Origin of the sequence: Synechococcus sp. A15-24, assembly GCF_014280195.1 — a bacterium.
GTDB lineage: Bacteria > Cyanobacteriota > Cyanobacteriia > PCC-6307 > Cyanobiaceae > Parasynechococcus.
The window spans coordinates 753,828-774,866 of record NZ_CP047960.1 but is presented as its reverse complement, the minus strand read 5'-3'; the positions used below and the strand labels follow the sequence as shown (position 1 = coordinate 774,866).

The window sequence follows — 21,039 nt, the reverse complement described above, 5'->3', positions numbered from 1 at the left end:
GGGTCAGTCAGTCACGACGCCTTCAATGCGATCCTCAACCTCCTGGTAGAGCTCCTGGAGTTGTTCGATGTTCTCATCGGACGTCTCCCAATAGCCACGACCATGAACCTCCAGCAGAGTTCCAACGATCTGACGGAAGCTGTTGGGGTTCAGTTCCAGGAGGCGTTTGCGCATCTCCGGATCATTGATGAAGGTGTCATTGGCTTCCTCGTATACGAAGTTGTCCACGGCACCACTGGTGGCACTCCAGCCAAGGGTGAAGTTGAGGCGCTTGGCCACTTCACGCACACCTTCATAACCAGAGTCGAGCATGCCCTCGTACCACTTGGGATTCAGCAACTTGGTGCGTGAATCCAGGCGAATCGTTTCACTCAGCGAACGAACCTGCGCGTTGGCCGTCGTGGTGTCAGCGATGTAGCTGGTGGGAGCTTTGCCGTCATCCCGCAGGCCAGCGATCATTTTGGTGGGGTCGGAGTCGAAGTAGTGACTGACATCCGTGAGGGAGATCTCCGCGGAGTCGAGGTTCTGGAAGGTGACATCCGCCGTCTTCATCACGTTCTCGAACACCTCACGCTTCTGGTTCATCTCACCAGGGTTATCAGCATTGAAGGCAAAGGTCTTGCGGGAGAGATACATCTCCTGAAGCTCGCCCTCTTCCTCCCAGGTGCTGTTCTCCACCGCCAGGTTCACGTTGGAGCTGTAGCTGCCGCTGGCATTGGAGAACACGCGGCAGGCGGCATCCCTAAGGGAGGTGCCCTCTTTCTCTGCCTGCTCCAGAGCGTGCTTGCGCACGAAGTTCTGCTCGAGGGGCTCATCCGCCTCGGCCGCCATCTTCACGGCCTGATCAATCAGAGCCATTTGGTTGATGAACAGGTCACGGAATACACCGGAGCAATTCACCACCACATCCACCCGGGGGCGACCCAGCTCTTCGAGGGGAATCAGCTCAAGCTTGTTAACCCGACCCACGGAATCAGGCATCGGCTTGACACCGACGAACCAAAGAATCTGAGCCAGGGATTCGCCGTAGGTCTTGATGTTGTCCGTGCCCCAGAGCACGCAGGCAATCGTTTCGGGCCAGGTGCCCTGCTCCTCTCGCTGACGCTCAATGAGCTTGTCGACAACACTCTTCGCTGCGGCGACAGCAGCCCTGGTCGGAATGGCCTGGGGGTCGAGGGCGTGGATGTTCTTGCCGCTGGGCAGCACACCAGGATTCCGGATCGGATCACCACCGGGGCCCGGGAGAATGTATTCACCATCGAGAGCCTTGAGCAGACTCTCCATTTCCATATCGGCGCAAATCTGCTCCAAACAGAAGCGCAGATAGGCAAACAACTTGTCGAGTTCAGTGGCATCAATCTGGACAAATCCAGCACCGCAGCAGGCCCGTAGCCATGGAGAAGGGAGCTTGAGTCCGAACTTCGCCAGCAGGTCGTAGAACCAACCGAAGCTGTTCCGCATGCTGACGCGACCATCGAGGCCGGTCAGGGAGCGAACCATGGCGCCGATAGCGGCCCTGGATGTCTCCGTGATCGTGCGGTTCAGCTCCACATCGGCGAGCACACCGTCGTCATTGCCTTTGTAGATGTCGTCAATGGAACGGCCCATGGCCTCAGCCAACAGGCCGGGAAGTGAGCGCAGGCCATCTTCTTCGCGCTCAAGAGCAGCGATGTTCACAAGGGTGGCAACAGCTTCCTCAGCGGTGGGAGGCTTGCCGATGGTGTGAAGACCGCAAGGAAGCAAACGACTCTCGATCTCCATCAACTGGCGGTAAACAGCACCCACCAGGGCATCCCGTCCGTCCAGTTCAAGGGTCGACGAATCCTCCTCAGGAAGATCGACGTCCTTATCGAGGTTGCACTGACGTGCTGTCTCGATGATCGTGTTGACGATCTGAATGCCGCGGCCCCCTTCGCGCAGCTGCTGGTAGGAGCCCACCAGCTCGCCCAGTTCCTTCAGCCCCTTGTAGAGGCCAGCATTTTCGGCCGGAGGGGTGAGGTAGCTGATGGTGGAGGCATAACCCCGCCGCTTGGCGATGGTGGCCTCTGAGGGGTTATTTGCGGCGTAGTAGTAGAGATTGGGCAGTGCACCGATCAGTGAATCGGGGTAGCAGGTTTCGCTCATGCCCATCTGCTTCCCGGGCATGAACTCGAGGGAACCGTGGGTGCCGAAGTGCAGCACCGCGTCCGCCTTCCAGATCTTCTGCAGATAGGTGTAGTACGCGGCGAAACCGTGGTGGGGGCTTGCACTACGGGAATAGAGCAGGCGCATCGGGTCGCCTTCGTAGCCGAAAGTGGGTTGAACGCCGACGAAAACATTGCCGAAGTGGCGACCAAACACCAAAAGGTTTTGGCCATCGCTGTTGAGGTTGCCGGGGGGCTTGCCCCAGTTCTCTTCCAGTCGTTCGGAGTAAGGCGTCAGGCGCTCGTACTCCTCCACGCTCATGCGGTGTGCGATTGAGAGCTCGGGGGCTCCCTGCATGGCATCGGCGTCGTTGATGACAGCATCGAGCAAAGCTCTTGGTGTGGAGGGCAGACCTTGAACGTCGTAGCCCTTGACCTTCATCTCCTCCATCACCCGATGGATGGAGCCAAAAACATCGAGGTAAGCCGCTGTGCCGACATTGCCTTTGTCAGGCGGAAAGCTGAACACGGTGATCGCCAGCTTCTTGTCGATGCGGGGCTTGATCCGCAGGGACGACCAACGGATGGCCCGCTCTGCGATGGCATCCACCCGGTCCTGCAGGGTGTGTGCTTTACCTGTGGCGTCATCACGGCCTGAGAGCACGATGGGTTCGATCGCACCATCGAGCTCAGGGATGGCGATCTGCAGTGCCACCTGAACCGGGTGCAGGCCTAGGTCGCTGTCTTCCCATTCCTGGGTGGTCTGGAAGACAAGAGGCAAAGCCACCATGTAAGGGCGGTTGAGCTTCTTCAGCGACTCGATCGCCTTGGGGTGGTCCTGTCGGGCCGGGCCACCCACCAGTGCAAAGCCCGTCAGGGAAACGATGCCATCCACCAGAGGCTGCTCAGGATTGAGCGGGTCGTAGAAGAAGGCGTTGACAGGTTTGGAGAAGTCCAGGCCGCCGCAGAAAATCGGAATCACGCGGGCACCGCGGAATTCCAGCTCCTGAACTGTGGCTACGTAATGGGCGTCGTCACCGGTAACGATGTGGCTGCGCTGCAGCACCAAACCGATCACCGGGCCTTTGCGGGCTTCCTCGGAGAGATCGGTGCGGCTGGCGGTCCAGTTGAGGTACTCCTTGAGGTCCTCAAACATCGTCGGAGCCAAGGGGTGCCAGATCCCCAGATCCGGGAACACTTCAGGCTCGGCAACCTCCATCGCTGGACGCTCCTCGCCTTCTGCAGGAGGGAAGACGTACTTATCCGCCAGCATCAACAGGAAGTTCTTCAGGTTGTCTGGCGTTCCCCCGAGCCAGTACTGGAAGCTGAGCATGAAGCTGCGGGCATCCTGCGCTTTCTCAACCGGCAGGTACTTGAGAACAGTCGGAAGCGTGTTCAGAAGCTTGAGCATGGCGTCCTGGAAACCGGCGCCGCCGGCGTCCTTCCTCTTTTTCATGAAGCCGGCAATCGCACTCTTGCTCTGGCCCAACTGAGCCATGGAAAAGCTGCCGAGCTTGTTCAGACGCATCACCTCCGGCATGGAGGGGAACACAACTGCCGCTTTGAGCCGGTCGCGATGGGGTGCAACGGCATCCACCACCTTCTGTGCCAGATCTTCGATGAAGATCAACGAGGCGACGAACACATCCGCCTTAGCCACGTCCGCACAGAAACCGGCGTAGTTCTCCTCGTCACGGAGCTCTTCGATTAGATAGCCGCTCAGCTCGATTCCAAGCTCACTGCCAGACGCATTGAGAGCAGTTGCCGCCTGAGTCAGCGCGTTCTGGTACTGGGGCTCAAGCACCACATAAACCGCCTTCATTACGGACTTGTGGTTCTGTCCCTCTACAGGAGCAACGCGGCGATCGGCGGAGCGGACCTGTGTGAACATCTGCGCGTCTTGAGCAATGTGAAGAACCTTACGGCGAGTCGCCGCTTGGACGCGAGGATTCGGGATCGGGAGTTACACGAGTCGCCCCATAGGCTTTAGGGACACGCAGCACGTCGATGCCCCCATCCATACCCGTCGTGGTGGCCGGTGCCCTTGGTCGCATGGGTGCCGAAGTGATCAAGGCAGTGGTGGGATCTGCGGATTGCACGCTGGTGGGGGCCATCGACAACACCGCCGGCAAAGAAGGGAGTGACATCGGCCTTGAACTGGGACTGGGCGAGCTGGAGGTTGCGGTGACAGCCGATTTCGAAGGCTGCCTCTGCGCCGTGAGCCAGTCGGTGCGGGATGAGGAAGCCGGGGCCGTGCTGGTGGATTTCACCCATCCGTCGGTCGTCTACGAGCACACCCGGGCAGCTTTTGCCTACGGCGTGCACCCAGTGATTGGCACCACAGGCCTCTCCCCGGAACAATTGAGTGATCTTTGTAAGTTCGCTGCCAAGGCCTCCATCGGAGGAGCCGTGATTCCAAATTTCTCCGTCGGCATGGTCCTGTTGCAGCAGGCCGCAGCAGCAGCAGCACGCTTTTACGACCACGCTGAGCTCACCGAACTGCATCACAACCGCAAGGCGGATGCTCCCAGTGGCACCTGCATCAAAACCGCCGAACTGATGGAGGAGCTCGGCAAGAGCTTCAACCCTGCCGAAGTGGATGAGCATGAATCGCTGGCAGGCTCCCGAGGTGGTCGTCGTGAGAGCGGGCTTCGGCTCCATTCCCTGCGCTTACCGGGCCTGGTGGCCCATCAGGAAGTGATGTTCGGTGCACCGGGCGAGACCTACACGCTGCGCCACGACACCATTGATCGTTCCGCCTACATGCCGGGTGTCCTTCTCACCGTGCGCAAGGTGCGTTCACTGCAGACGCTGGTTTACGGCCTTGAACGGCTGATCTGAACGCTGCGATCCATGCTCATCCCCCTCAAACCCGGAGAGCTGCAGCGACTGATTCCGGCAGTGGCCACCGGCAATCAGTTCCGCGCCTCCCTTGGAACACCACAACAGGTGCTGCAGCGATTGATGATCGCCGCCATCGGCGGTGTGATCACATTTCTGATTTACAACCAGGCTCAGCTAGGCAGCCGCTGGGGACCTGTCTGGCTGGTGATCAGCGTGGTGTTCTTCCTTTACATGCTGTGGGGCCCCATCGTTGAGGCTGGCCAGCGCAACGCCACCCTGCGCCGCTATCCAGCGGCAGCGCTATTCGAAGGTGAAGTGGCAGACGTCACCACCCGAGAACGTGTTGAAGGTCGCCACGAACAGGCGGACAGTCGCGGGCAACTGGAGCTGGTGGAGAACAGGCGGACCTGGGTGCTGCTGGAGCTTGAGGATGAGGATGGCTACCTGGGTCGCCTGGCGTTTCCCATGGAGAAACGGCATCAGTCGATTCGACGGGGAATGGTGATTCGCTGTCTGGTACTTAGTGACCGCAAGGACTTTTCCCGCATTGGCAGCTTCAGCGATGCCTGGATGCCCGGCTTGCGGATGTGGGCCGGTGAATACCCCTTCTTGCTGCGACCCGCATTTGAGGAGCTATGCCAGCGACGGTTGAGCAGTAAGAGCTGAATCAGAGCAACCAGGGAACATTTCTTAAAACTGGTTTACACTCTGTAGCAATTCACTTGATGTCGCCATGGCTCAGACCCCTTCCACCGATGCTCCTGTGATCCGCGGCGCCACAGTGACCACCGAAGACGGCGGTCGTTTGAACGCATTCGCTTCCGAGCCCCGCATGCAGGTGGTGGAAGCTGAGCAGGGTTGGGGCTTCCACGAACGGGCTGAAAAACTGAACGGCCGCATGGCCATGCTCGGCTTTATCGCCCTGCTCGCCACGGAAATCGCCCTCGGTGGTGAAGCCTTCACCCACGGGTTGCTGGGTCTGGGCTGAAGCTCACAGCGCACCGGCTGAGTTGGCCACACTCATTGGATGGCCAAGTCCTTGACAACCGTTCACATCCTGGGAGCCGGACCGACTGGCTCCCTGGCAGCAATTGCCCTGGCGTCGACGGGTTGCAGCGTTGTTCTGACTGATCCGCTGACACGCGAGGAGCTGCTGTCTAGGAGCCGCGCCTACGCCATCACCCATTCCAGCCGCCGTCTGTTGACGGATCTGAAGCTCTGGACTGCTCTTCAGGGCAGCCTGACGGCATTCAGCTCCCTCGATCTCAGAGACTCGGCGTGCGGCGGCCGCGTGATCTTCGGCTTTGACGACCTTCCGGATTCGAACGCTCGCCATCAAGCGATCGGGTGGATCCTCGACCATCAGCCCTTGATGAAACTTCTGATGGATCGTCTCCATCAGCACCATCGCGTTGAGCTCTCGCTGGGCTGTGCAGCGCCAGCCCCTGGCATTGATGATCTGATCGTCGCTGCGGATGGGCCCCGATCGACGACTCGATCGAAATGGGGTATCGGATGCTGGCAATTCCGCTATTGCCAGGGATGTCTCACCTCGAAGCTTGTCCTCAGAGGTGTGAAACCTGGAATGGCCTATGAGCTGTTCCGACCAGAGGGCCCTTTCGCCATTTTACCTCTTGGGGACGGCATCTTTCAGGTGGTGTGGAGCGCACCCTGGACGCAATGCCAGCGCCGAGCTGATTTATCGACCCCGGAATTCCTTGACGAACTTGCAGCCGTGCTTCCTGCCGGAATTGAGCCTGATCTGCTGCTTGACACGCCACAAGCCTTTCCCCAGCAATGGTCGCTGGCAAGGCGTCTGAGCCGCGGCCGCGGTGTTCTGCTCGGCGAAGCCGGCCATCGCTGCCATCCGGTCGGCGGGCAGGGGCTGAACCTCTGCTGGCGCGATGTCGCCAGCCTCACAAACCTTGCTGAGCATGGCGGAACCAGTCAGCGGCTGGCGCGTCGCTACGGGCGGTCACGCTGGGCGGATCTGTTGATGGTGGGGCTCGCCACCGATCTCCTGGTGAGGCTGTTTTCCAATCAGCAACGCTGGCTGCTCCCCTTCCGACGCATCGGCCTCGAGGCCATGGCCCGGTTCAGTTGGTTGCGCCGCATCAGCCTGCGTGCCATGACCGATGGGCCAACCCAACTGCTCAAACCCTTGCCAGACTGAAACCACAGGGATTTCAGCCATGGTGGTGTGCAGCCATCCACAACCGGCAGCGTCGAGGGAGCTTCAGGACTTTCTGCTCGCTCGGCTTGGGCTGAGCAGCAACGCCCTCAACCTTGGGCTGCGCCAGGCTGAACTGGAACAAGCACCGCTACCCATCGTGCTCTGGAGCTTCGGTCTGCTCAGCCTTGAGCAGCTTCAACAGGTCCTCGACTGGGAAAACAATCAGGGGTAACGGATTAACGACTCCGCAGAAACCTCATCAGGCAGGGCGGAACGTCCTCCAAGCGGCTCCAGTTCAATCACAAAGGCAAATCCCACCAGCTCACCGCCTGCAGCACGCACCAACGATCCCGTGGCCGCGGCAGTTCCACCCGTGGCGAGCAGGTCATCCACCACCAGCACCCGGGGATTGCCGGTCAGGGCATCGCTCTGGATTTCGAGTCGATCAGTGCCGTACTCCAAGGCGTAATCCACCCCGATCACTGCTCCGGGCAGTTTTCCCGGTTTACGAACGGGGACAAATCCAAGGGAGCGCTGCAGGGCCAGCGGCGTGCCGACGATGAAGCCTCTGGATTCAATGCCAACAATGAGATCCGGCTGCACCGCATCGCAAATCGCGCCAAGACGCCGCATCACTTCCACCATCGCAGCGGGATTTCGCAGCAATGGATTGATGTCCCGAAACAGGATGCCCGGCTTGGGAAAGTCCGGAATTGAGCGTATATAAGTCTGTAAATCCAATGACTGCTGACGCGAGGGTCCAACCCCTGGCATCATCGCAGCCATGACCAAAGCTCCAACCCAGAGTGGCGTGCGCCTCAGCCGACGGGGTGTTGAACGGCTCGATCTTCTGCTCCTCACGGCCGAGGCCCTCGATCTCAACGGAGGCGAGGCCATGCTGTGGACAAGTCATCAACTGGGGCTTCAGGCCCAGTTCCCCAATCGCGTTGTGCTGTGGAAGCGTCGTTGCCACAGTCCCTTGCGGCGCATCACTCGACGGGACCAGCTGGACTCCACGGATGCGGAATCGTTGATTGCCCTGGTCTGTGCCATGGCGGACAGGCTGTATCCGATGCTTCACCAGCTGCTGTCCTCCCGGGAACCTGAGCAGCTGACTCAGCAGCGATGGGAGCTCCTGCGTGAGCGACTGGGGGATCTGATCGAGGAGCGGATGAATCTCCGGCGCGGTGCTGTGCTGCGTCTGCTGGATCCGACCAGCAATGCGCCGACCCACCACCGACTGGTGAGCACCCTGGCCCTGGTGGCCGGACCTGGTGGCATCGACCGGCTGCGGGCTTTTCTGCTGGACCCAACACCCTGAACAGCCATGCTGAAAACAGTTCACTGCTACGAACAAACGGCCGCTCGCCTGGTGGTGGAGGGGTATCCAGATCTGTCGGATGGACAGGAGGGTGACACCATCGGCATCCTTTCTGGCTGGAGGCTTCAACTGGTGGGTGCCCCCGAACTCGAGGGCACCCGCGACCACCTCGAAGCGATGATGGCCGCGGTCATGCCCTATGCCCGTCACCAGCTCTCCGGCATCGGCGGGCGTTTCGGGGGGGATCAGGGCTTCGTCGGCATCGAAGCGGTGGACGGCAAACACCAGCTGCAGCTGCGGAGCAGTCGCGAGGGCGTCAAGCCGTTGCAGCTCCTGCTCGATGATGCGGATCTGGCTGATCTGGTGCGCTGTCTCGATCGCCTCCGCCTTGATGACAAGGTCAAGCTGCAATGGACCTATCCCGAGGATCGTCCCTTAGCTCGCAGGGACCTTTTGGAGCGGATCCCGCTGCAACGTCGACTGGGGCCAGCGGCACTCGGTGGCCTGGTGATCAGCCTGTCCACCGCCCTGGCTCTGCTGTTGCCTCTGCCTCAACGGCCAAGGACCACCACCAGCGTTGACGTGGCCGAACCAGGGTCCAGAATCGTCAACGAGACGAAGTGATCAGAAACGGGATATGGCCGCCAGCTGGTCCGACCTGAGGCGACGCGTCGCCCGCATCGGAGCGTCGCTTGACGTGGTTGTTCGAAGTGATCCTGAGGTCTGTGGGCTCAGCGGATCGGGCTATCACCTCACGCTTCACCACAGTGGCTACGGGGACTGCACCGTCGGCAATCTCACCTTGATTGACTGTCCGAACGAGTTGGTCCTGATCGAGTTCGAGCGTTGGATGCGTGGGTCTGGGTACAGCCTTGTGCCATGAGCAAACTCGCTCGTCCCTCCCAACGCAGTCAGCGTCGCGTCTTCCGGCGGAGACGTCGGCTCCCCGTCGGGATGGTGATTAGACATCTGCTCGTGATCCTGCTGCTGCTGTCGAGCGGCATCGGCATTGTTGTGCTGCTGCAGCGACTTCCCGAACAAGTGGATCTGATGGTGCTGGTCAGCCAGGCCATCTCCGATCTGATCAGCGGCATCCAACAGCTGCTCAGCGCCATGCTCGGCCTGGGAGGCGTCGTTCTGATCGCCGCATTGGTCATTCTTGCCGCGGTGCTGATGCTCGCAGGGCTTTGGCGGTTGCTCAGATTGCTGAGGATGCTCTTCTTTCCACCCAAACATCAAGGGCGCCGTTGACGCGGAGCCAAGGAGCGCTGCAAATCCCAAAGTTCCTCCAGCGTCACATGACCATCCCTGTTCCGGTCAAGACCATCGAAATGTCGTTCAATCCAGGGAAGACGGGCGGCCTCCCTGCGGTTAAGCCGGCGATCTGAATTGCGATCAGCCCCTCGAAACCGGCGTGTCAGCCGTTGACCCCGCACTGTTCCCTTCTGGGTCCGTATGTCCTCCAGCAGCAGGAAATCCCTCCCCGTCTTCCGTTTCAACTGGCGCTGAAAGGCAGGACGGCCATTTAATTCCTGATGCTCGAGTCGGCCGTTGCCATCCGAGTCGAGCCGCAGAAACAACGATTCCATCCGCTGGTTGTACACCCGCATTGAGCCTTGATCCGGCATGGACCAGGCCAGCCCATTGACCAGCATCAGATTCGCCGATGCAGCCGCGATCATGACGGGGACCTTCATGAGCCACAGCCTATGGAGCGTCAAGGGCATTGCCGATGACTCAGGCATGACCGCCAGCCTCAAAGCTGTGACTGGATGCGCCTGCAAAGAGACGTCATGCCTGGAGCTACATACCATCCAAAGAGACGATGACTGTAATGTCGAAGACGTCGATGGTCTGGGTGGTGGATGACGACCCGGAGCTGCGCAAAATGGTGGGGACTTACCTGATCGATCAGGGCTATGACGTGCGCTGCCTCTGCGACGTCAAGCAGTTGGAGGCGCGGCTGGAATGTCAGCGCCCCGACTTGTTGGTCCTCGATGTGATGCTGCCCGGCGACGACGGTTTGACAGCCCTGAGACGACTCCGGGATGCTGGCGATGATCTGCCCGTCGTGATGTTGACGGCGCGGGGGGAGGCGGTGGATCGAATCATCGGGCTGGAGCAGGGCGCCGATGACTACCTGGGCAAGCCCTTCCTCCCACGTGAACTGACCGCTCGAATCGATGCGGTGCTACGCCGTCGCATGGCGATACCAGCAGGGACGCCGCTGGTGGATGGAGAGCAGGTGCATTTTGGAGAAAACGTGCTGGACCTCTCCGCCCGTACCTTGATGAAGGGCAGCACGGCGGAAATCATCACCAGCGGTGAATTCAGCCTGCTGTCGGCCTTTGTTCAGCACCCCCACCGTCCTTTGTCCAGAGAACGATTGATCGAACTGGCCCGGGGCCCCGGCAGTGAAACCGACAGTCGCAGCATGGATGTGCAGGTGTCCAGAGTTCGCAAACTGGTGGAGCCCGATCCAACCCGGCCTCGCTACATCCAGACCGTGTGGGGATACGGCTACGTCTTTGTCCCGGACGGCACGCCGCGCTCGCGCTGAGATGACCCGTGCCCTCGTTCTGAGGTCGCTGATGCTTCAGATCAGTGGCTGGAGTTCCTTGCTGCTGGGCAGCTGGTTGTTGTGTCTGATGTTGATGCAGCTCCTCTTCGGCCGGGAACTGAACCGGCTTCAGACCCTTCAGCTGGGACGGGATCTGGCCCTGAATATCCGCCTTACAGAACTCACCCTGGAGCGCTATCCACCAGCGCTGATCAAGGAGCTCACGGGGTTGGATCTGGTGATTGCGGTCCAGCCCCCAGGACCGGAGAGGGACGACCGCTCCAATGACGATCGGCGGCGTGAATTACAACAGGAGCTCTGCTCACGTCTGTCCCATTGCCCGATGCTGCTGCCGGCAACCTCCGGCGAGACGACAGCAGTTCAAGGGGGGGGCCAGCAGATCTGGATCGAATTGATCTCACCCCTCGAGCCGGTCTGGCTGCGTAGCGCGATTCCAGCCACCCGCCGCTGGCCACCTGATCCGATGCTGATGCTGATCGCCTTGGTGGGGGCTGTGATCATCACCGGTGTGGTGTATCTGCTCAAGGAAGTTGAACAGCCACTGCGTGGTCTGGAGCGGGGCCTGGCTCGCGTTGGTGAGGGCAACGACCCTCCTGCCCTCCAGGCACAAGGTGCCCCTGAGGTGCAACGCATCACCCGACGGTTCAATGCAATGGTGCAGCGCCTGGCTGCCAACCGTCAGGAACGAGCAACGATGCTGGCCTGCATTGCCCACGACCTGAGGGCTCCGATCACCCGCCTGCAGTTTCGTCTGGCGCTGCCAAGCCTGGATGCCACCGAACGCCAGCGCTGTCGCCATGACCTTGAGTCACTCGAGCGCATCACCAGTCAGTTCCTCATGTATGCCGGAGGCGGAGAGCGTGAGGCGCCGGTGGTCTGTCCCTTGGAGCTGTGGCTGGCAGAAGTGGTGGCCAGCTACCCGAGCGAGCAACTGCATCTCGAACCAACACCTGTTCAGGCCCGCATCCGCCCGATTGCACTGGGCAGAGCCGTCAGCAACCTGATCGACAATGCCTTCACCTATGGCAAACCACCGATTGTGATCCGCCTCCTGACGACCAAGGACGGCACCAGCCTTGAGGTTTGGGATCAGGGATCAGGCGTTCCGACCGCGCAGTGGAGCCGTGCCCTGCAACCTTTTCAGAGGCTCGATGAGGCCCGCGGACAGCAGGGCCATTGCGGACTCGGTCTAGCCATTGTGAACCATGTGATGCAGCACCACGACGGGACAGTGACCGTCCGCAGGGGACCCGGCAACCCCGGCCGATTCGCCGTGGTGTTGACCCTTCCTTCAGAGGGGCAGGCCAAGGGATGAATATTCAAAAATCATGATCGGCACACGACGGTTTAACCCGCCACTGCCAAAAAGGGCTTGAAAATTCACAAGCCTGATGAGCAAGAACCACAAGCACGACATGGCTGCGGTGCTCGATGCTCTGGACCACAGCGATGGTGACGTCGATCACCCGCAGGAGATCCTGGTGGAGCTGCAGGAGGGGTTTTCCAGCGACCACAAACGCCTGGAAAAAAAGACCTACGAGAAGGAACTGGCGAAGCTGCAATCTGAGCTCGTCAAGATGCAGTACTGGGTCAAGGCCACCGGATTCCGCATGATCGTCCTGTTTGAAGGACGGGATGCCGCAGGCAAAGGCGGTTCGATAAAGCGTTTAACAGAGCCGATGAATCCACGGGGCTGCCGCGTGGTCGCCTTGGGGACGCCGTCTGATCAACAGAAGACCCAGTGGTATTTCCAGCGCTACGTGGAGCACTTCCCCAGTGCCGGTGAGATCGTGGTCTTTGACCGCAGCTGGTACAACCGGGCAGGTGTTGAGCGGGTGATGGGATTTGCCACCGAGGAACAGGTGGAGCAGTTCTACGTGGCATGCCCTCAGTTCGAACGGATGCTGGTGCAGGACGGAATCCTGCTGCTCAAATACTGGTTCTCCATCAATGACGAAGAGCAGGAGAAACGTTTCCAGTCAAGGATTGACTGTGAGGAACGTCGCTGGAAACTCAGCCCGATGGACATCGAGTCCCGAATTCGCTGGGTGGAATATTCCAAAGCGAAGGACATCATGTTCTCCAAAACGCATATCCCTGAGGCTCCCTGGTTTACCGTTGAAGCCAACGACAAGCGTCGGGCACGCCTCAACTGCCTGCGCCATGTGCTGAGCAAAGTCCCCTATGAAGACATGTCACCTCCTCCAATCGAGATGCCTGCGCGTCCCGAGCAAGGTGACTACAAACGGCCGCCCTTAAACGAGCAGTTCTTTGTGCCCAACAATTACCCCTACAAAGACTGATCCAAAAAATTTGGGTTTCTAAAATCAGAATCTACTTGAAGAATGATTCGAATACAAATCACAGATTGGTATGTATTCGGATTCTTCGACGACGACTTAGCTCAAGCGTCGTCCCACTTGGCCTTGCCATCCAGAAGATCCATCAGCTCCTGCAATTTGGCATTCGTGGCCCTAACGTCAGCCGGGTCGGGCATCGTGCTTTCTTCAGCCACAACGGCGTAGTGATCCCTGCACATGTTGCGGAGCTCCTGCAGGCGTTTCTTGACGATGACCTTTTTCTCAGCAGCGGTTGCCACAGGGCTCAGCAATGAACTGAATCCATTTTGCTGCATGGGGTGCGTCAGAAGAACTGCCACGGACCGGATTCATCCAGCCCTTCTGGCGGAGCTTCCAGATCGTCAGGTTCAACGGTGGTGACACGCCAGGTGGGCACACGGGCATCCCTGTAGCCGGGATGCTGAATCAAAACACCCCGCTCCGCATCGATGGTGGCCTGAAAACCACCCACCCAGCGGCTGGACTCATTCAGACCGCCACGGAACCAAACCCAGCAACGTTCTCTCCGCATACCACCAGTCTGACCTCAGCGAACAAACAAGGGCAGGCGGCAACCCAAATTGACGTCGCCAGTGTCGATGAGCCTTCCGAGGCGAAGGGCCGAGGCCACCTCCTCGCGACTGAAGCAATGCTGGTGACAGGTGACCCAATCCACCTCGTCCTGGGTGATCACGCCACTGCTGAGGGACGAGAGGAGAACTTCGCCGAGAGTCATGAGAAGGATGTAACAAGGTTGTTACATTGTGGCCAGTCAAGCCCTTGAGCCGTGAGCGCAACCCACGTAACCTTCTGATCTTCCATGCCAGGAATCAAGACATTGCTTGGAAACTGGCAGGTTGTGATGCGGTGCGTGGCCAGTGGACTTTTCCTCCTGGCCCATGGGTTGCTGGTGCTCGAACACATTGCCCTCGGTACAGCACTCCACGGCATTGCCGAATTGTTCCTGGCCCCATGGGCCATCCGTCATCGAGCCTGGGACATCATCGTGATCGGACTGATCTTCTGCGTGTTCGACCTCTGGGGAACAGTCAGGCTAGTGAGCTTCGCCTGATCCAGCTCGGATCAACGTTGAAGCTGCTGCACCCAGAAGCCCACCAGTTGCCAGGACGACCAGAGAAATATTGCCAGAAAAACCCAATTCAACCAGCCAGGACGTCGGTCGTTTTCGAACACCAAGACGAGGATCGGAAGGACACACCGGCACCGCCGGCTCTCTTCAAATCATGCATCCCCTCCAACTGGTTGTGAACTGCCAGCAACTGCTGGCGGATGTGATCGGTGTGGGGAAGATCCGCCAACGTCTTCAGAACATCCTCCAGGGATCGCTTGGCATCAATCAACAAACGGCAATCGGTGCTGCCTGGCTCAACAGTCATGGGCACAACTTCATCTCCATCCCATTCAGTGACATGCCCCTCAGAACTGGTGTGTGCACGGCGACCGATTTGAAATCCCTCAGCCGGCACTCAGGGTTCGCCGTCGTTGAAGGCTTCCATCACATCCCAAGGCCGCTTCACTCCAGCTGACGCAGACCAGATGCGGCGTCGAGCCGCTTGAGCCTTGGCCTCAATGCCGTCGTAGTCGAGGTCATCACAGCGGCCCAGGAATCCATCCCAGGAGAACACCGCACCGCGACGGACCAGTTCGGCACCCAGGTCCTGCCCGTTGATCAAGAACCGGCCCACAAGACGGCCGTAAACATCCCTCGCTCTGAGCTCGAAGTCGCCCACATCCCCAGGACGAACCAGTTCCTGAATGACAGCCAATGCGCGGGTTGACCAGGGGCGCTGTTGGCTGCGGGGAGCCTGCAGACAAGCCAGGCGCTGTTGGCTGCGGGGAGCCTGCAGACAAGCCAGGCGCAGGGTTCTGCCTTGACCGTTCACGTCAATCAACAGTTGCTGCCCGTTGTGAATGCTCAGCACCTTCGCGCTCTCATGGGCCAGGGCAGGACTGTGCATCAACAGAGTGCTGATGCCGGCAGCCACCATCAACGTCTTCAAGAGGCTGTCCTCAGCGGAGCAGGCAGTCTGAGGCTGCTGAGCCAGGCCAACAACACCAGCAGCGAAGAACACCACAGGCAGGCCTGCATGCCACCGGATGCTGTACGACCCAGCATGAACACAGCACCGGAGAGCAGGGTTCCGACCAATCGTCCTGCGGCGTTGGCCATGTAATAGAAGCCCACGTTGAGGCTGACACTCTCCGCATCGGTGTATGCCAGCACCATGTAAGAGTGGATGGAGGAGTTCATCGCAAACACCACCCCGAAAGCCGCAAGTCCGGCGGTGATGGAAACCGCCACGTTGGCGTCGCGCCACAGAGCAACGCCGATCAAAGCAGGGATGGCGGTAAGCAGAGCACTCCAGAACTGCACAGCCGACACTCCAGGGGAAGTCGTCTGTCCCCAAAGCCGTCGCAAGCCCGGTGCTGAACCCTGGACAATGCCGTAACCGATCACCCAGGTGCCCATGAAGGCACCCACCTGCTCAAAGTTCCAGCCGAGTGAAGCCTCCAGAAACACCGGCAAGGCGACCACGAACCAGACGTCGCGCGCTCCGAACAGAAAGAAACGCGCCAACGACAGCCCATTGATGCCCTGGGATTTGGAGAACAGGGAGGAAAAGGCCGGCTTCGACTTCATCTTTCCGATCTCACCTGGCAGCACCAAGGTCAACAGGAAGGCCAGGGCCAGGCCAGCTGCCATCCAACCCACAGCAGCGTTGAAACCAAAGGCGGTGAGCAACACGCCGCCCAGAAAGAAGCCGACTCCCTTCAGCGCGTTCTTGGATCCCGTGAGGATGGCGACCCATTTGAACAGTTGCTTTTCGCCCCGCTGAGCATCATCCGGGGTCTCAGGAACCACGGTTTTGATGGCGCTCTTGGCGCTCATCTTGTTGAGGTCCTTGGCAATCCCACTGATCGCCTGAGCAGCCATCACGTAAATCACGCTCAGCAGCTTCGGCCAGCTGGCTGCCACCGGAATCAGCATCACCAGCGAGAGGATCTGCAGCAGCGTTCCAACCCAGAGGGTGAGCCGCAGGCCGTAGCGCGCACCGATCCAACCGCCATACAGGTTCGTGACCACCCCGAAGAACTCGTAAAAGAGAAACAGGAAGGCGATCTCGAGGGTGGTGTAGCCGAGTTGGTGGAAATGGAAAACCACCAGCATCCTCAACGCACCATCGGTGAGCGTGAACGCCCAGTAGTTGGCGGTCACGATTCCGTACTGCTGCAGAGCGGAGAGCTTCACGCGTCCATCCCCACCACGTGACAGGTGAGGTCTGCCATCCGGCAGCTGTAGCCCCATTCGTTGTCGTACCAGGCGAACACCTTCAACTGGTTGTCGTCGACCACCATCGTCGAGAGGGCATCGATGATCGAACTGCGGTTGTCGTTGGTGTAATCGCACGACACCAAGGGGCGCTCCTCGTAACCCAGGATTCCCTTCAAGGCGCCCTCTGAGGCGGCCTTGAACGCAGTATTCACCTGATCAACCGAAACGTTCTGCTTGAGCTCGAACACCGCATCGGTGAGCGATCCATTCAGCAATGGCACCCGCACGGCATGGCCATTGAGTTTGCCCTTGAGCTCAGGGAAGATTATGGCGATCGCCTTGGCTGAGCCCGTGGTGGTGGGGATCAGGGATGTGAGGCCGGAGCGGGCCCGGCGCAGATCGCTCTTGAAGGCATCGATCGGCACCTGGGTGTTGGTGATGTCGTGAATGGTGGTGATCATTCCGTGCTCGATGCCGAAGCTCTCGTGCACCACCTTCACCACGGGAGCGAGGCAGTTGGTGGTGCACGAGGCAGCCGTCACCAACCTGTGCCGCTCTGGCTCATAAAGATCGTGATTGATGCCGTACACGATGTTGAGTGCCTCCTCGCCGGCCACTTCACCCTTCACCGGACAGGCCACCACCACCCGTTTCAGCCCCACCTGATCGAAGTAGGGGTTCAGGGTCTCCGGGGTCTTGATCTTGCCGCTGGCCTCGAGCACCATCTCCACCCCGCGCGCTGTCCAGGGCACTGCTGTGGGGTTTTTCTCGCTCGACCAGGTCAGTGGTGATCCCTCCACGGAGAAACCGTCCGCATCGCTGGTGATGCCGCGATCCCAGCGTCCATGCACTGAGTCGAACTCCAGGAGGTGAGCGGCGGTCGCAGCGTCGCCCGCGGGGTCATTCACATGCACCAGCTCGATGCCGGGCCGACCCCAGAGCGCCCTGAACACGAGGCGACCGATTCGCCCGAAGCCGTTGATACCAATGCGCATGCTGCGACCCACGACTAATCAAATTATGTTGATCCAAACAGGTCATGGAAAGCCGCTCAGGTGATGCAGAACACCCTCACCACAGAGCAATCCCGGCAAACCCTGAAGGCTCTTTCAGACCCCACCCGTCTTGACGTGATCCACGCCCTGGCCGAGGGCGAGCGCTGCGTCTGTGATCTCACCGCGGATCTGGGAATCACCCAATCGCGCTTGTCGTTTCACCTGCGCGTGTTGCGGGATTGCGGACTGCTGGCTGACCGACACAGCGGCCGCTGGACCTATTACCGATTGCAGCCTGATGCCCTCTCCGCGTTGGAGGACTGGTTGGCCGCCCTGCGGCAGCACTGCTCCAGAAGCGCCCCTCTCTGTTCCGAGTGATCCGCATCCATGGACCAACGCCTGTTCTTCCCCGCCACAGAACGCAACCGAGAGCCGATCGGTGATCTGCTCGAAACGCTGCTGCCCGCGGATGGTTCAGTGCTCGAGATCGCGAGCGGCAGTGGTGAACATGCCATCACCTTTCAACGACGCTTCCCTCAACTGCTGTGGCAAGCCAGTGATCCGGATCCCGACCACCGGGCCAGCATCAACGCCTGGATCCGTCACGCCGAACTGGCTGGCGTGATGCCTGATGCCCTGGATCTGGATGTCGAGCAGCGCCCTTGGCCCCTCCCAACCGCTGTCGTGGAGGATCTGAAGGCCATGGTGTGCATCAACCTGCTGCACATCAGCCCAGCCACCTGCACGGAAGCGCTGTTGCAGGAAGCCTGCGACCGCCTTCCAACGAATGGCCTTCTGATTATCTATGGACCCTTCTGCCACAACGGTTGTCACACCAGTGCCAGCAATGCGGCCTTTGACGCCTCCTTACGGCAACGCGACCCGCGCTGGGGATTAAGGGATCTGGACTGGATCGATGCCCTGCTCACCCATCACCCGATGAATCTCGATGGTCGTCACGCCATGCCGGCAAACAACACCACGCTGGTTCTCAGGCGACGCTGAACGCATTGCCAACCATGGGCAACCCTTCAGAATCACTGGACCACTAACGATCAGCTTGAACCTGACTCAACTTCTGACCCATATCGCTGTGGGAACGACCATCACGCTGCTGGTGTCATTCCTGCTTCGCAATGTTTTTCCGAAGCTCACGCGAAAAACACCTGGCGACTTTGACGACTTTGTTCTCCGCACGTTGTCAGAGTCGATTCTCCCATTTGGAATCGTCGTTGTCCTGTTGTTGATTCAGAGCGACCTCGGTCTCAGCAACGACGTCCAACGGGCTTACGACGTCGTGCTGCGGATCTTCGGCACCGTTGTCATCGTCCGATTCGCCAATCGCCTTGGGATTCGCTTTCTGCAGGGTGTTGCTCAACGCAGCGGAGATGACCTTCAACAGCTGTTCATCAGCCTGCAACCCCTCATCAAGGCATTGATCTGGATGATCGGTGCGCTCGTGCTGTTTCAGAGCCTGGGGGTGAAACTTGCTGCCATCTGGGCGCTGCTCAGCGCTGGTGGCATCGGGATTGGCTTGGCCCTGAAAGATCCTGCCCAGGAATTGTTCGCATACCTGATGATCCTGCTGGACAAACCGTTCATGGTGGGGCAGTTCATCAACGTCGGCTCAACCTGGGCCACGGTAGAACGAATTGGCGTTCGCTCCACCCACCTGCGCAGCCTGAGAGGGGAAATCGTAGTGATGAACAATTCCGCTCTCACCAACAGCACGATCCTGAATTTTGCCGACATGAACACGCGGCGAATGATCTATTCACTCGGTGTCACCTACAGCACCACAGTGGATCAGATGAAAGCCATTCCAATCATGGTGGAAAAGGTGATAAATGCGGTCGACAACACCAACTTCAGTCGCTGCCACTTCACCGAGTTCGGTGACTCCAGCCTGAATTTTGAGCTGGTTTATTACATCGACAACAGGGATTTCACCACGGCGCTGAATGCTCAGCAGGCCATCAATCTGGGGATCATGGAAGCCTTTGCCCAGCAAGGGATCGAGTTCGCCTTCCCAAGCCAGACCCTCTACCTCGAAGACGAGACCCGTTCCGGCAAAGAGTCCTGAGGACGGTTCTGTTGCGCCTGGTGCCACCACACGAGGCTGATGGCCAGGGTCAATGCCAGCACCACTGCCGCGGCAGGAACCCAGCGCATCCGCTGGATCTCAGCCTCAATCGCCTGATCAAGTTGTTCCCGCCTCGCCTTCAGAAAGCTGCTTTGCCGGCATCGTTGGCAGAGCAGCCTGCCGGCACCGGAACTTTTCAATTTGAAGCCGAAGCGTCCGGGAATCTCCACAGCCGCGCCGCAGCTGGAGCATCGAAGGGTGAACACCGACATCGTCAACAACTCGCGCCGATTCACCAATTCTGGACTGCCTTCAAACGGTCGTCCTGATCACTGATCAGAACCGGTCTGGCAGGATTTGAGCAGCCCTGCTGGTGACCGTGCCGCGTTATCAAGCCCGCGTCCTTGTGCGCCTGCGCCCCTCCGTGCTCGATCCTGCCGGTGAAGCCACCCGTGGCGCTGCTGAACGCCTTGGAGTGGAGGGCATCAGCAAGCTGCGGATCGGCAAGGCCGTCGAGCTGGAAGTGGACGCCCCTGATGCCGAGGAGGCTCGTCGCCGGCTGGAAGTGCTGAGCGATCGCCTGCTGGCCAATCCAGTGATCGAAGACTGGTCCCTGGAGCTGCAGGACTCATGAGCATCGGCGTCCTTGTCTTTCCCGGCTCCAACTGCGATCGCGATGTGCAGTGGGCGACCGAAGGATGCCTCGGCATGCCCACCCGGCGGATCTGGCATGAGGAAACGGATCTGAGCGGCCTTGATGCCGTTGTGCTGCCAGGGGGCTTCAGCTACGGCGATTACCTCCGCTGTGGTGCGATTGCCCGCTTCGCCCCAGCACTCCAGGCGCTGCTCGACTTCGCGGCTCAAGGGGGGCGCGTGCTGGGGATCTGCAACGGATTTCAGGTGCTGACCGAACTGGGACTCCTGCCCGGAGCCCTGACCCGCAACCGAGACCTTCACTTCATCTGTGAGGACGCACCGCTACAGGTGGCCAGCTCCCGCACACCATGGCTAGAGCACTACGGAACAGACAGGACGCTCACCCTGCCCATCGCCCATGGGGAAGGCCGCTATCAATGCTCCGACGACACCCTGAAGCAACTGCAGGATGCCGATGCCATTGCCCTGCGCTACCAAGCCAATCCAAATGGCTCGGTGGGGGACATTGCTGGCATCACCAACGACTCCGGAAACTTGCTGGGACTGATGCCCCATCCGGAGCGGGCCTGCGACCCTGCCACCGGTGGGACCGACGGTCGCGTCCTGCTGCAGGGCCTACTGAGCTGAG

29 protein-coding genes are annotated in these 21,039 nt (G+C 59.8%); 18 read left to right on the top strand and 11 right to left on the bottom strand.

The window, feature by feature from the left end; all coding sequences use genetic code 11:
- Positions 1 to 3: 3 nt before the first annotated feature.
- The gene (locus SynA1524_RS04115) at positions 4 to 4,014 is read right to left on the bottom strand and encodes a magnesium chelatase subunit H (RefSeq protein WP_186499066.1); all 4,011 of its coding nucleotides are present in this window, start codon (positions 4,012 to 4,014) and stop codon (positions 4 to 6) included.
- 116 nt (positions 4,015 to 4,130) lie between these two features.
- Here SynA1524_RS04115 and dapB point away from each other — a divergent pair, with 116 nt between their 5' ends.
- From dapB to SynA1524_RS04090, 5 genes are all read left to right on the top strand, one after another.
- Positions 4,131 to 4,964, top strand: a complete 834-nt coding sequence (gene dapB, locus SynA1524_RS04110; protein ID WP_186499065.1) for a 4-hydroxy-tetrahydrodipicolinate reductase — start codon at positions 4,131 to 4,133, stop codon at positions 4,962 to 4,964.
- Positions 4,965 to 4,976: 12 nt separating this feature from the next.
- On the top strand, positions 4,977 to 5,633 hold the full coding sequence (locus SynA1524_RS04105) for a DUF8619 family protein (RefSeq protein ID WP_186499064.1): 657 nt from the start codon (positions 4,977 to 4,979) through the stop codon (positions 5,631 to 5,633).
- Positions 5,634 to 5,700: 67 nt separating this feature from the next.
- On the top strand, positions 5,701 to 5,955 hold the full coding sequence (locus SynA1524_RS04100; protein ID WP_011127682.1) for a CAB/ELIP/HLIP family chlorophyll-binding protein: 255 nt from the start codon (positions 5,701 to 5,703) through the stop codon (positions 5,953 to 5,955).
- A 39-nt stretch (positions 5,956 to 5,994) separates the two neighbouring features.
- Positions 5,995 to 7,140 carry an FAD-dependent monooxygenase gene (locus tag SynA1524_RS04095; protein ID WP_186499063.1) on the top strand — a complete coding sequence of 382 codons (1,146 nt, stop codon included), beginning with the start codon at positions 5,995 to 5,997 and terminating at the stop codon, positions 7,138 to 7,140.
- Positions 7,141 to 7,159: 19 nt separating this feature from the next.
- Complete coding sequence (locus SynA1524_RS04090) at positions 7,160 to 7,372, top strand: DUF2949 domain-containing protein (RefSeq protein WP_186499062.1); 213 nt, start codon at positions 7,160 to 7,162, stop codon at positions 7,370 to 7,372.
- Here the strand turns inward: SynA1524_RS04090 and SynA1524_RS04085 are convergent.
- Positions 7,363 to 7,881: an adenine phosphoribosyltransferase gene (locus SynA1524_RS04085; RefSeq protein ID WP_502707916.1), complete on the bottom strand. Its 519-nt coding sequence runs from the start codon at positions 7,879 to 7,881 to the stop codon at positions 7,363 to 7,365. The genes SynA1524_RS04090 and SynA1524_RS04085 overlap by 10 nt on opposite strands.
- A 43-nt stretch (positions 7,882 to 7,924) precedes the next feature.
- On the opposite strand from SynA1524_RS04085, the gene SynA1524_RS04080 reads away from it, so the two are divergent.
- The 4 genes from SynA1524_RS04080 to SynA1524_RS04065 are packed head-to-tail and all read left to right on the top strand — an operon-like array spanning position 7,925 to position 9,712.
- On the top strand, positions 7,925 to 8,461 hold the full coding sequence (locus SynA1524_RS04080) for a DUF3038 domain-containing protein (RefSeq protein WP_186499060.1): 537 nt from the start codon (positions 7,925 to 7,927) through the stop codon (positions 8,459 to 8,461).
- Positions 8,462 to 8,467: 6 nt separating this feature from the next.
- Complete coding sequence (locus tag SynA1524_RS04075; protein WP_186499059.1) at positions 8,468 to 9,085, top strand: DUF4335 domain-containing protein; 618 nt, start codon at positions 8,468 to 8,470, stop codon at positions 9,083 to 9,085.
- A 13-nt stretch (positions 9,086 to 9,098) separates the two neighbouring features.
- Entirely contained in the window at positions 9,099 to 9,344 is a 246-nt protein-coding gene (locus tag SynA1524_RS04070) for a hypothetical protein (protein WP_186499058.1), read from the top strand.
- Positions 9,341 to 9,712, top strand: coding sequence for a hypothetical protein (locus SynA1524_RS04065; protein WP_186499057.1), 372 nt, complete (start codon positions 9,341 to 9,343; stop codon positions 9,710 to 9,712). The genes SynA1524_RS04070 and SynA1524_RS04065 overlap by 4 nt, the downstream gene beginning before the upstream one ends.
- On the opposite strand, the gene SynA1524_RS04060 is transcribed toward SynA1524_RS04065, so the two are convergent.
- Complete coding sequence (locus SynA1524_RS04060) at positions 9,697 to 10,158, bottom strand: EF-hand domain-containing protein (RefSeq protein WP_186499056.1); 462 nt, start codon at positions 10,156 to 10,158, stop codon at positions 9,697 to 9,699. The two genes, SynA1524_RS04065 and SynA1524_RS04060, sit on opposite strands and share 16 nt — an antisense overlap.
- 137 nt (positions 10,159 to 10,295) lie before the next feature.
- Here SynA1524_RS04060 and SynA1524_RS04055 point away from each other — a divergent pair, with 137 nt between their 5' ends.
- The 3 genes from SynA1524_RS04055 (at position 10,296) to ppk2 (ending at position 13,345) form a co-directional block, all read left to right on the top strand.
- The gene (locus SynA1524_RS04055; protein ID WP_186499055.1) at positions 10,296 to 11,021 is read left to right on the top strand and encodes a response regulator; all 726 of its coding nucleotides are present in this window, start codon (positions 10,296 to 10,298) and stop codon (positions 11,019 to 11,021) included.
- Between the two features lies 1 nt (position 11,022).
- Positions 11,023 to 12,357, top strand: a complete 1,335-nt coding sequence (locus tag SynA1524_RS04050) for an ATP-binding protein (protein WP_186499054.1) — start codon at positions 11,023 to 11,025, stop codon at positions 12,355 to 12,357.
- 76 nt (positions 12,358 to 12,433) lie between these two features.
- Entirely contained in the window at positions 12,434 to 13,345 is a 912-nt protein-coding gene (gene ppk2, locus SynA1524_RS04045; protein WP_186499053.1) for a polyphosphate kinase 2, read from the top strand.
- A 101-nt stretch (positions 13,346 to 13,446) separates the two neighbouring features.
- Here the strand turns inward: ppk2 and SynA1524_RS04040 are convergent, their stop codons facing one another.
- From SynA1524_RS04040 to SynA1524_RS04030, 3 genes are read right to left on the bottom strand one after another with little or no spacing between them, the layout of a single operon-like run.
- A complete protein-coding gene (locus SynA1524_RS04040; protein WP_186499052.1) occupies positions 13,447 to 13,641 on the bottom strand; it encodes a DUF8635 family protein in 195 nt (64 codons plus the stop codon).
- A gap of 44 nt (positions 13,642 to 13,685) precedes the next feature.
- The gene (locus SynA1524_RS04035) at positions 13,686 to 13,913 is read right to left on the bottom strand and encodes a hypothetical protein (RefSeq protein WP_186499051.1); all 228 of its coding nucleotides are present in this window, start codon (positions 13,911 to 13,913) and stop codon (positions 13,686 to 13,688) included.
- Between the two features lie 15 nt (positions 13,914 to 13,928).
- Positions 13,929 to 14,117: a PM-15 family protein gene (locus tag SynA1524_RS04030; protein WP_186499050.1), complete on the bottom strand. Its 189-nt coding sequence runs from the start codon at positions 14,115 to 14,117 to the stop codon at positions 13,929 to 13,931.
- 126 nt (positions 14,118 to 14,243) lie between these two features.
- On the opposite strand from SynA1524_RS04030, the gene SynA1524_RS04025 reads away from it, so the two are divergent.
- Entirely contained in the window at positions 14,244 to 14,453 is a 210-nt protein-coding gene (locus tag SynA1524_RS04025) for a DUF8641 family protein (protein ID WP_186499494.1), read from the top strand.
- Positions 14,454 to 14,541: 88 nt separating this feature from the next.
- On the opposite strand, the gene SynA1524_RS04020 is transcribed toward SynA1524_RS04025, so the two are convergent.
- The 4 genes from SynA1524_RS04020 to SynA1524_RS04005 all read right to left on the bottom strand — a co-directional run bounded on the left by SynA1524_RS04020 (position 14,542) and on the right by SynA1524_RS04005 (position 17,671).
- Positions 14,542 to 14,778 carry a hypothetical protein gene (locus SynA1524_RS04020; protein WP_186499049.1) on the bottom strand — a complete coding sequence of 79 codons (237 nt, stop codon included), beginning with the start codon at positions 14,776 to 14,778 and terminating at the stop codon, positions 14,542 to 14,544.
- Between the two features lie 90 nt (positions 14,779 to 14,868).
- Complete coding sequence (locus SynA1524_RS04015) at positions 14,869 to 15,402, bottom strand: thermonuclease family protein (protein ID WP_286188672.1); 534 nt, start codon at positions 15,400 to 15,402, stop codon at positions 14,869 to 14,871.
- Positions 15,399 to 16,652, bottom strand: a complete 1,254-nt coding sequence (arsJ, locus tag SynA1524_RS04010; protein ID WP_186499048.1) for an organoarsenical effux MFS transporter ArsJ — start codon at positions 16,650 to 16,652, stop codon at positions 15,399 to 15,401. The genes SynA1524_RS04015 and arsJ overlap by 4 nt, the downstream gene beginning before the upstream one ends.
- Positions 16,649 to 17,671 (bottom strand): ArsJ-associated glyceraldehyde-3-phosphate dehydrogenase, encoded by a 1,023-nt coding sequence (locus tag SynA1524_RS04005; RefSeq protein WP_186499492.1) that lies wholly within the window; start codon positions 17,669 to 17,671, stop codon positions 16,649 to 16,651. The genes arsJ and SynA1524_RS04005 overlap by 4 nt, the downstream gene beginning before the upstream one ends.
- 63 nt (positions 17,672 to 17,734) lie before the next feature.
- On the opposite strand from SynA1524_RS04005, the gene SynA1524_RS04000 reads away from it, so the two are divergent.
- The 3 genes from SynA1524_RS04000 (at position 17,735) to SynA1524_RS03990 (ending at position 19,754) form a co-directional block, all read left to right on the top strand.
- Positions 17,735 to 18,049, top strand: a complete 315-nt coding sequence (locus tag SynA1524_RS04000; protein ID WP_186499047.1) for an ArsR/SmtB family transcription factor — start codon at positions 17,735 to 17,737, stop codon at positions 18,047 to 18,049.
- Positions 18,050 to 18,058: 9 nt separating this feature from the next.
- The gene (locus SynA1524_RS03995) at positions 18,059 to 18,676 is read left to right on the top strand and encodes a DUF938 domain-containing protein (protein WP_186499046.1); all 618 of its coding nucleotides are present in this window, start codon (positions 18,059 to 18,061) and stop codon (positions 18,674 to 18,676) included.
- A gap of 112 nt (positions 18,677 to 18,788) precedes the next feature.
- On the top strand, positions 18,789 to 19,754 hold the full coding sequence (locus SynA1524_RS03990) for a mechanosensitive ion channel family protein (protein ID WP_286188671.1): 966 nt from the start codon (positions 18,789 to 18,791) through the stop codon (positions 19,752 to 19,754).
- Here the strand turns inward: SynA1524_RS03990 and SynA1524_RS03985 are convergent.
- Entirely contained in the window at positions 19,715 to 20,050 is a 336-nt protein-coding gene (locus tag SynA1524_RS03985; protein WP_286188670.1) for a Tat pathway signal protein, read from the bottom strand. The genes SynA1524_RS03990 and SynA1524_RS03985 overlap by 40 nt on opposite strands.
- Before the next feature lie 83 nt (positions 20,051 to 20,133).
- Here SynA1524_RS03985 and purS point away from each other — a divergent pair, with 83 nt between their 5' ends.
- Positions 20,134 to 20,388 (top strand): phosphoribosylformylglycinamidine synthase subunit PurS, encoded by a 255-nt coding sequence (purS, locus tag SynA1524_RS03980; RefSeq protein WP_186499490.1) that lies wholly within the window; start codon positions 20,134 to 20,136, stop codon positions 20,386 to 20,388.
- On the top strand, positions 20,385 to 21,038 hold the full coding sequence (gene purQ, locus SynA1524_RS03975; protein WP_186499044.1) for a phosphoribosylformylglycinamidine synthase subunit PurQ: 654 nt from the start codon (positions 20,385 to 20,387) through the stop codon (positions 21,036 to 21,038). The genes purS and purQ overlap by 4 nt, the downstream gene beginning before the upstream one ends.
- Position 21,039 lies beyond the last annotated feature (1 nt).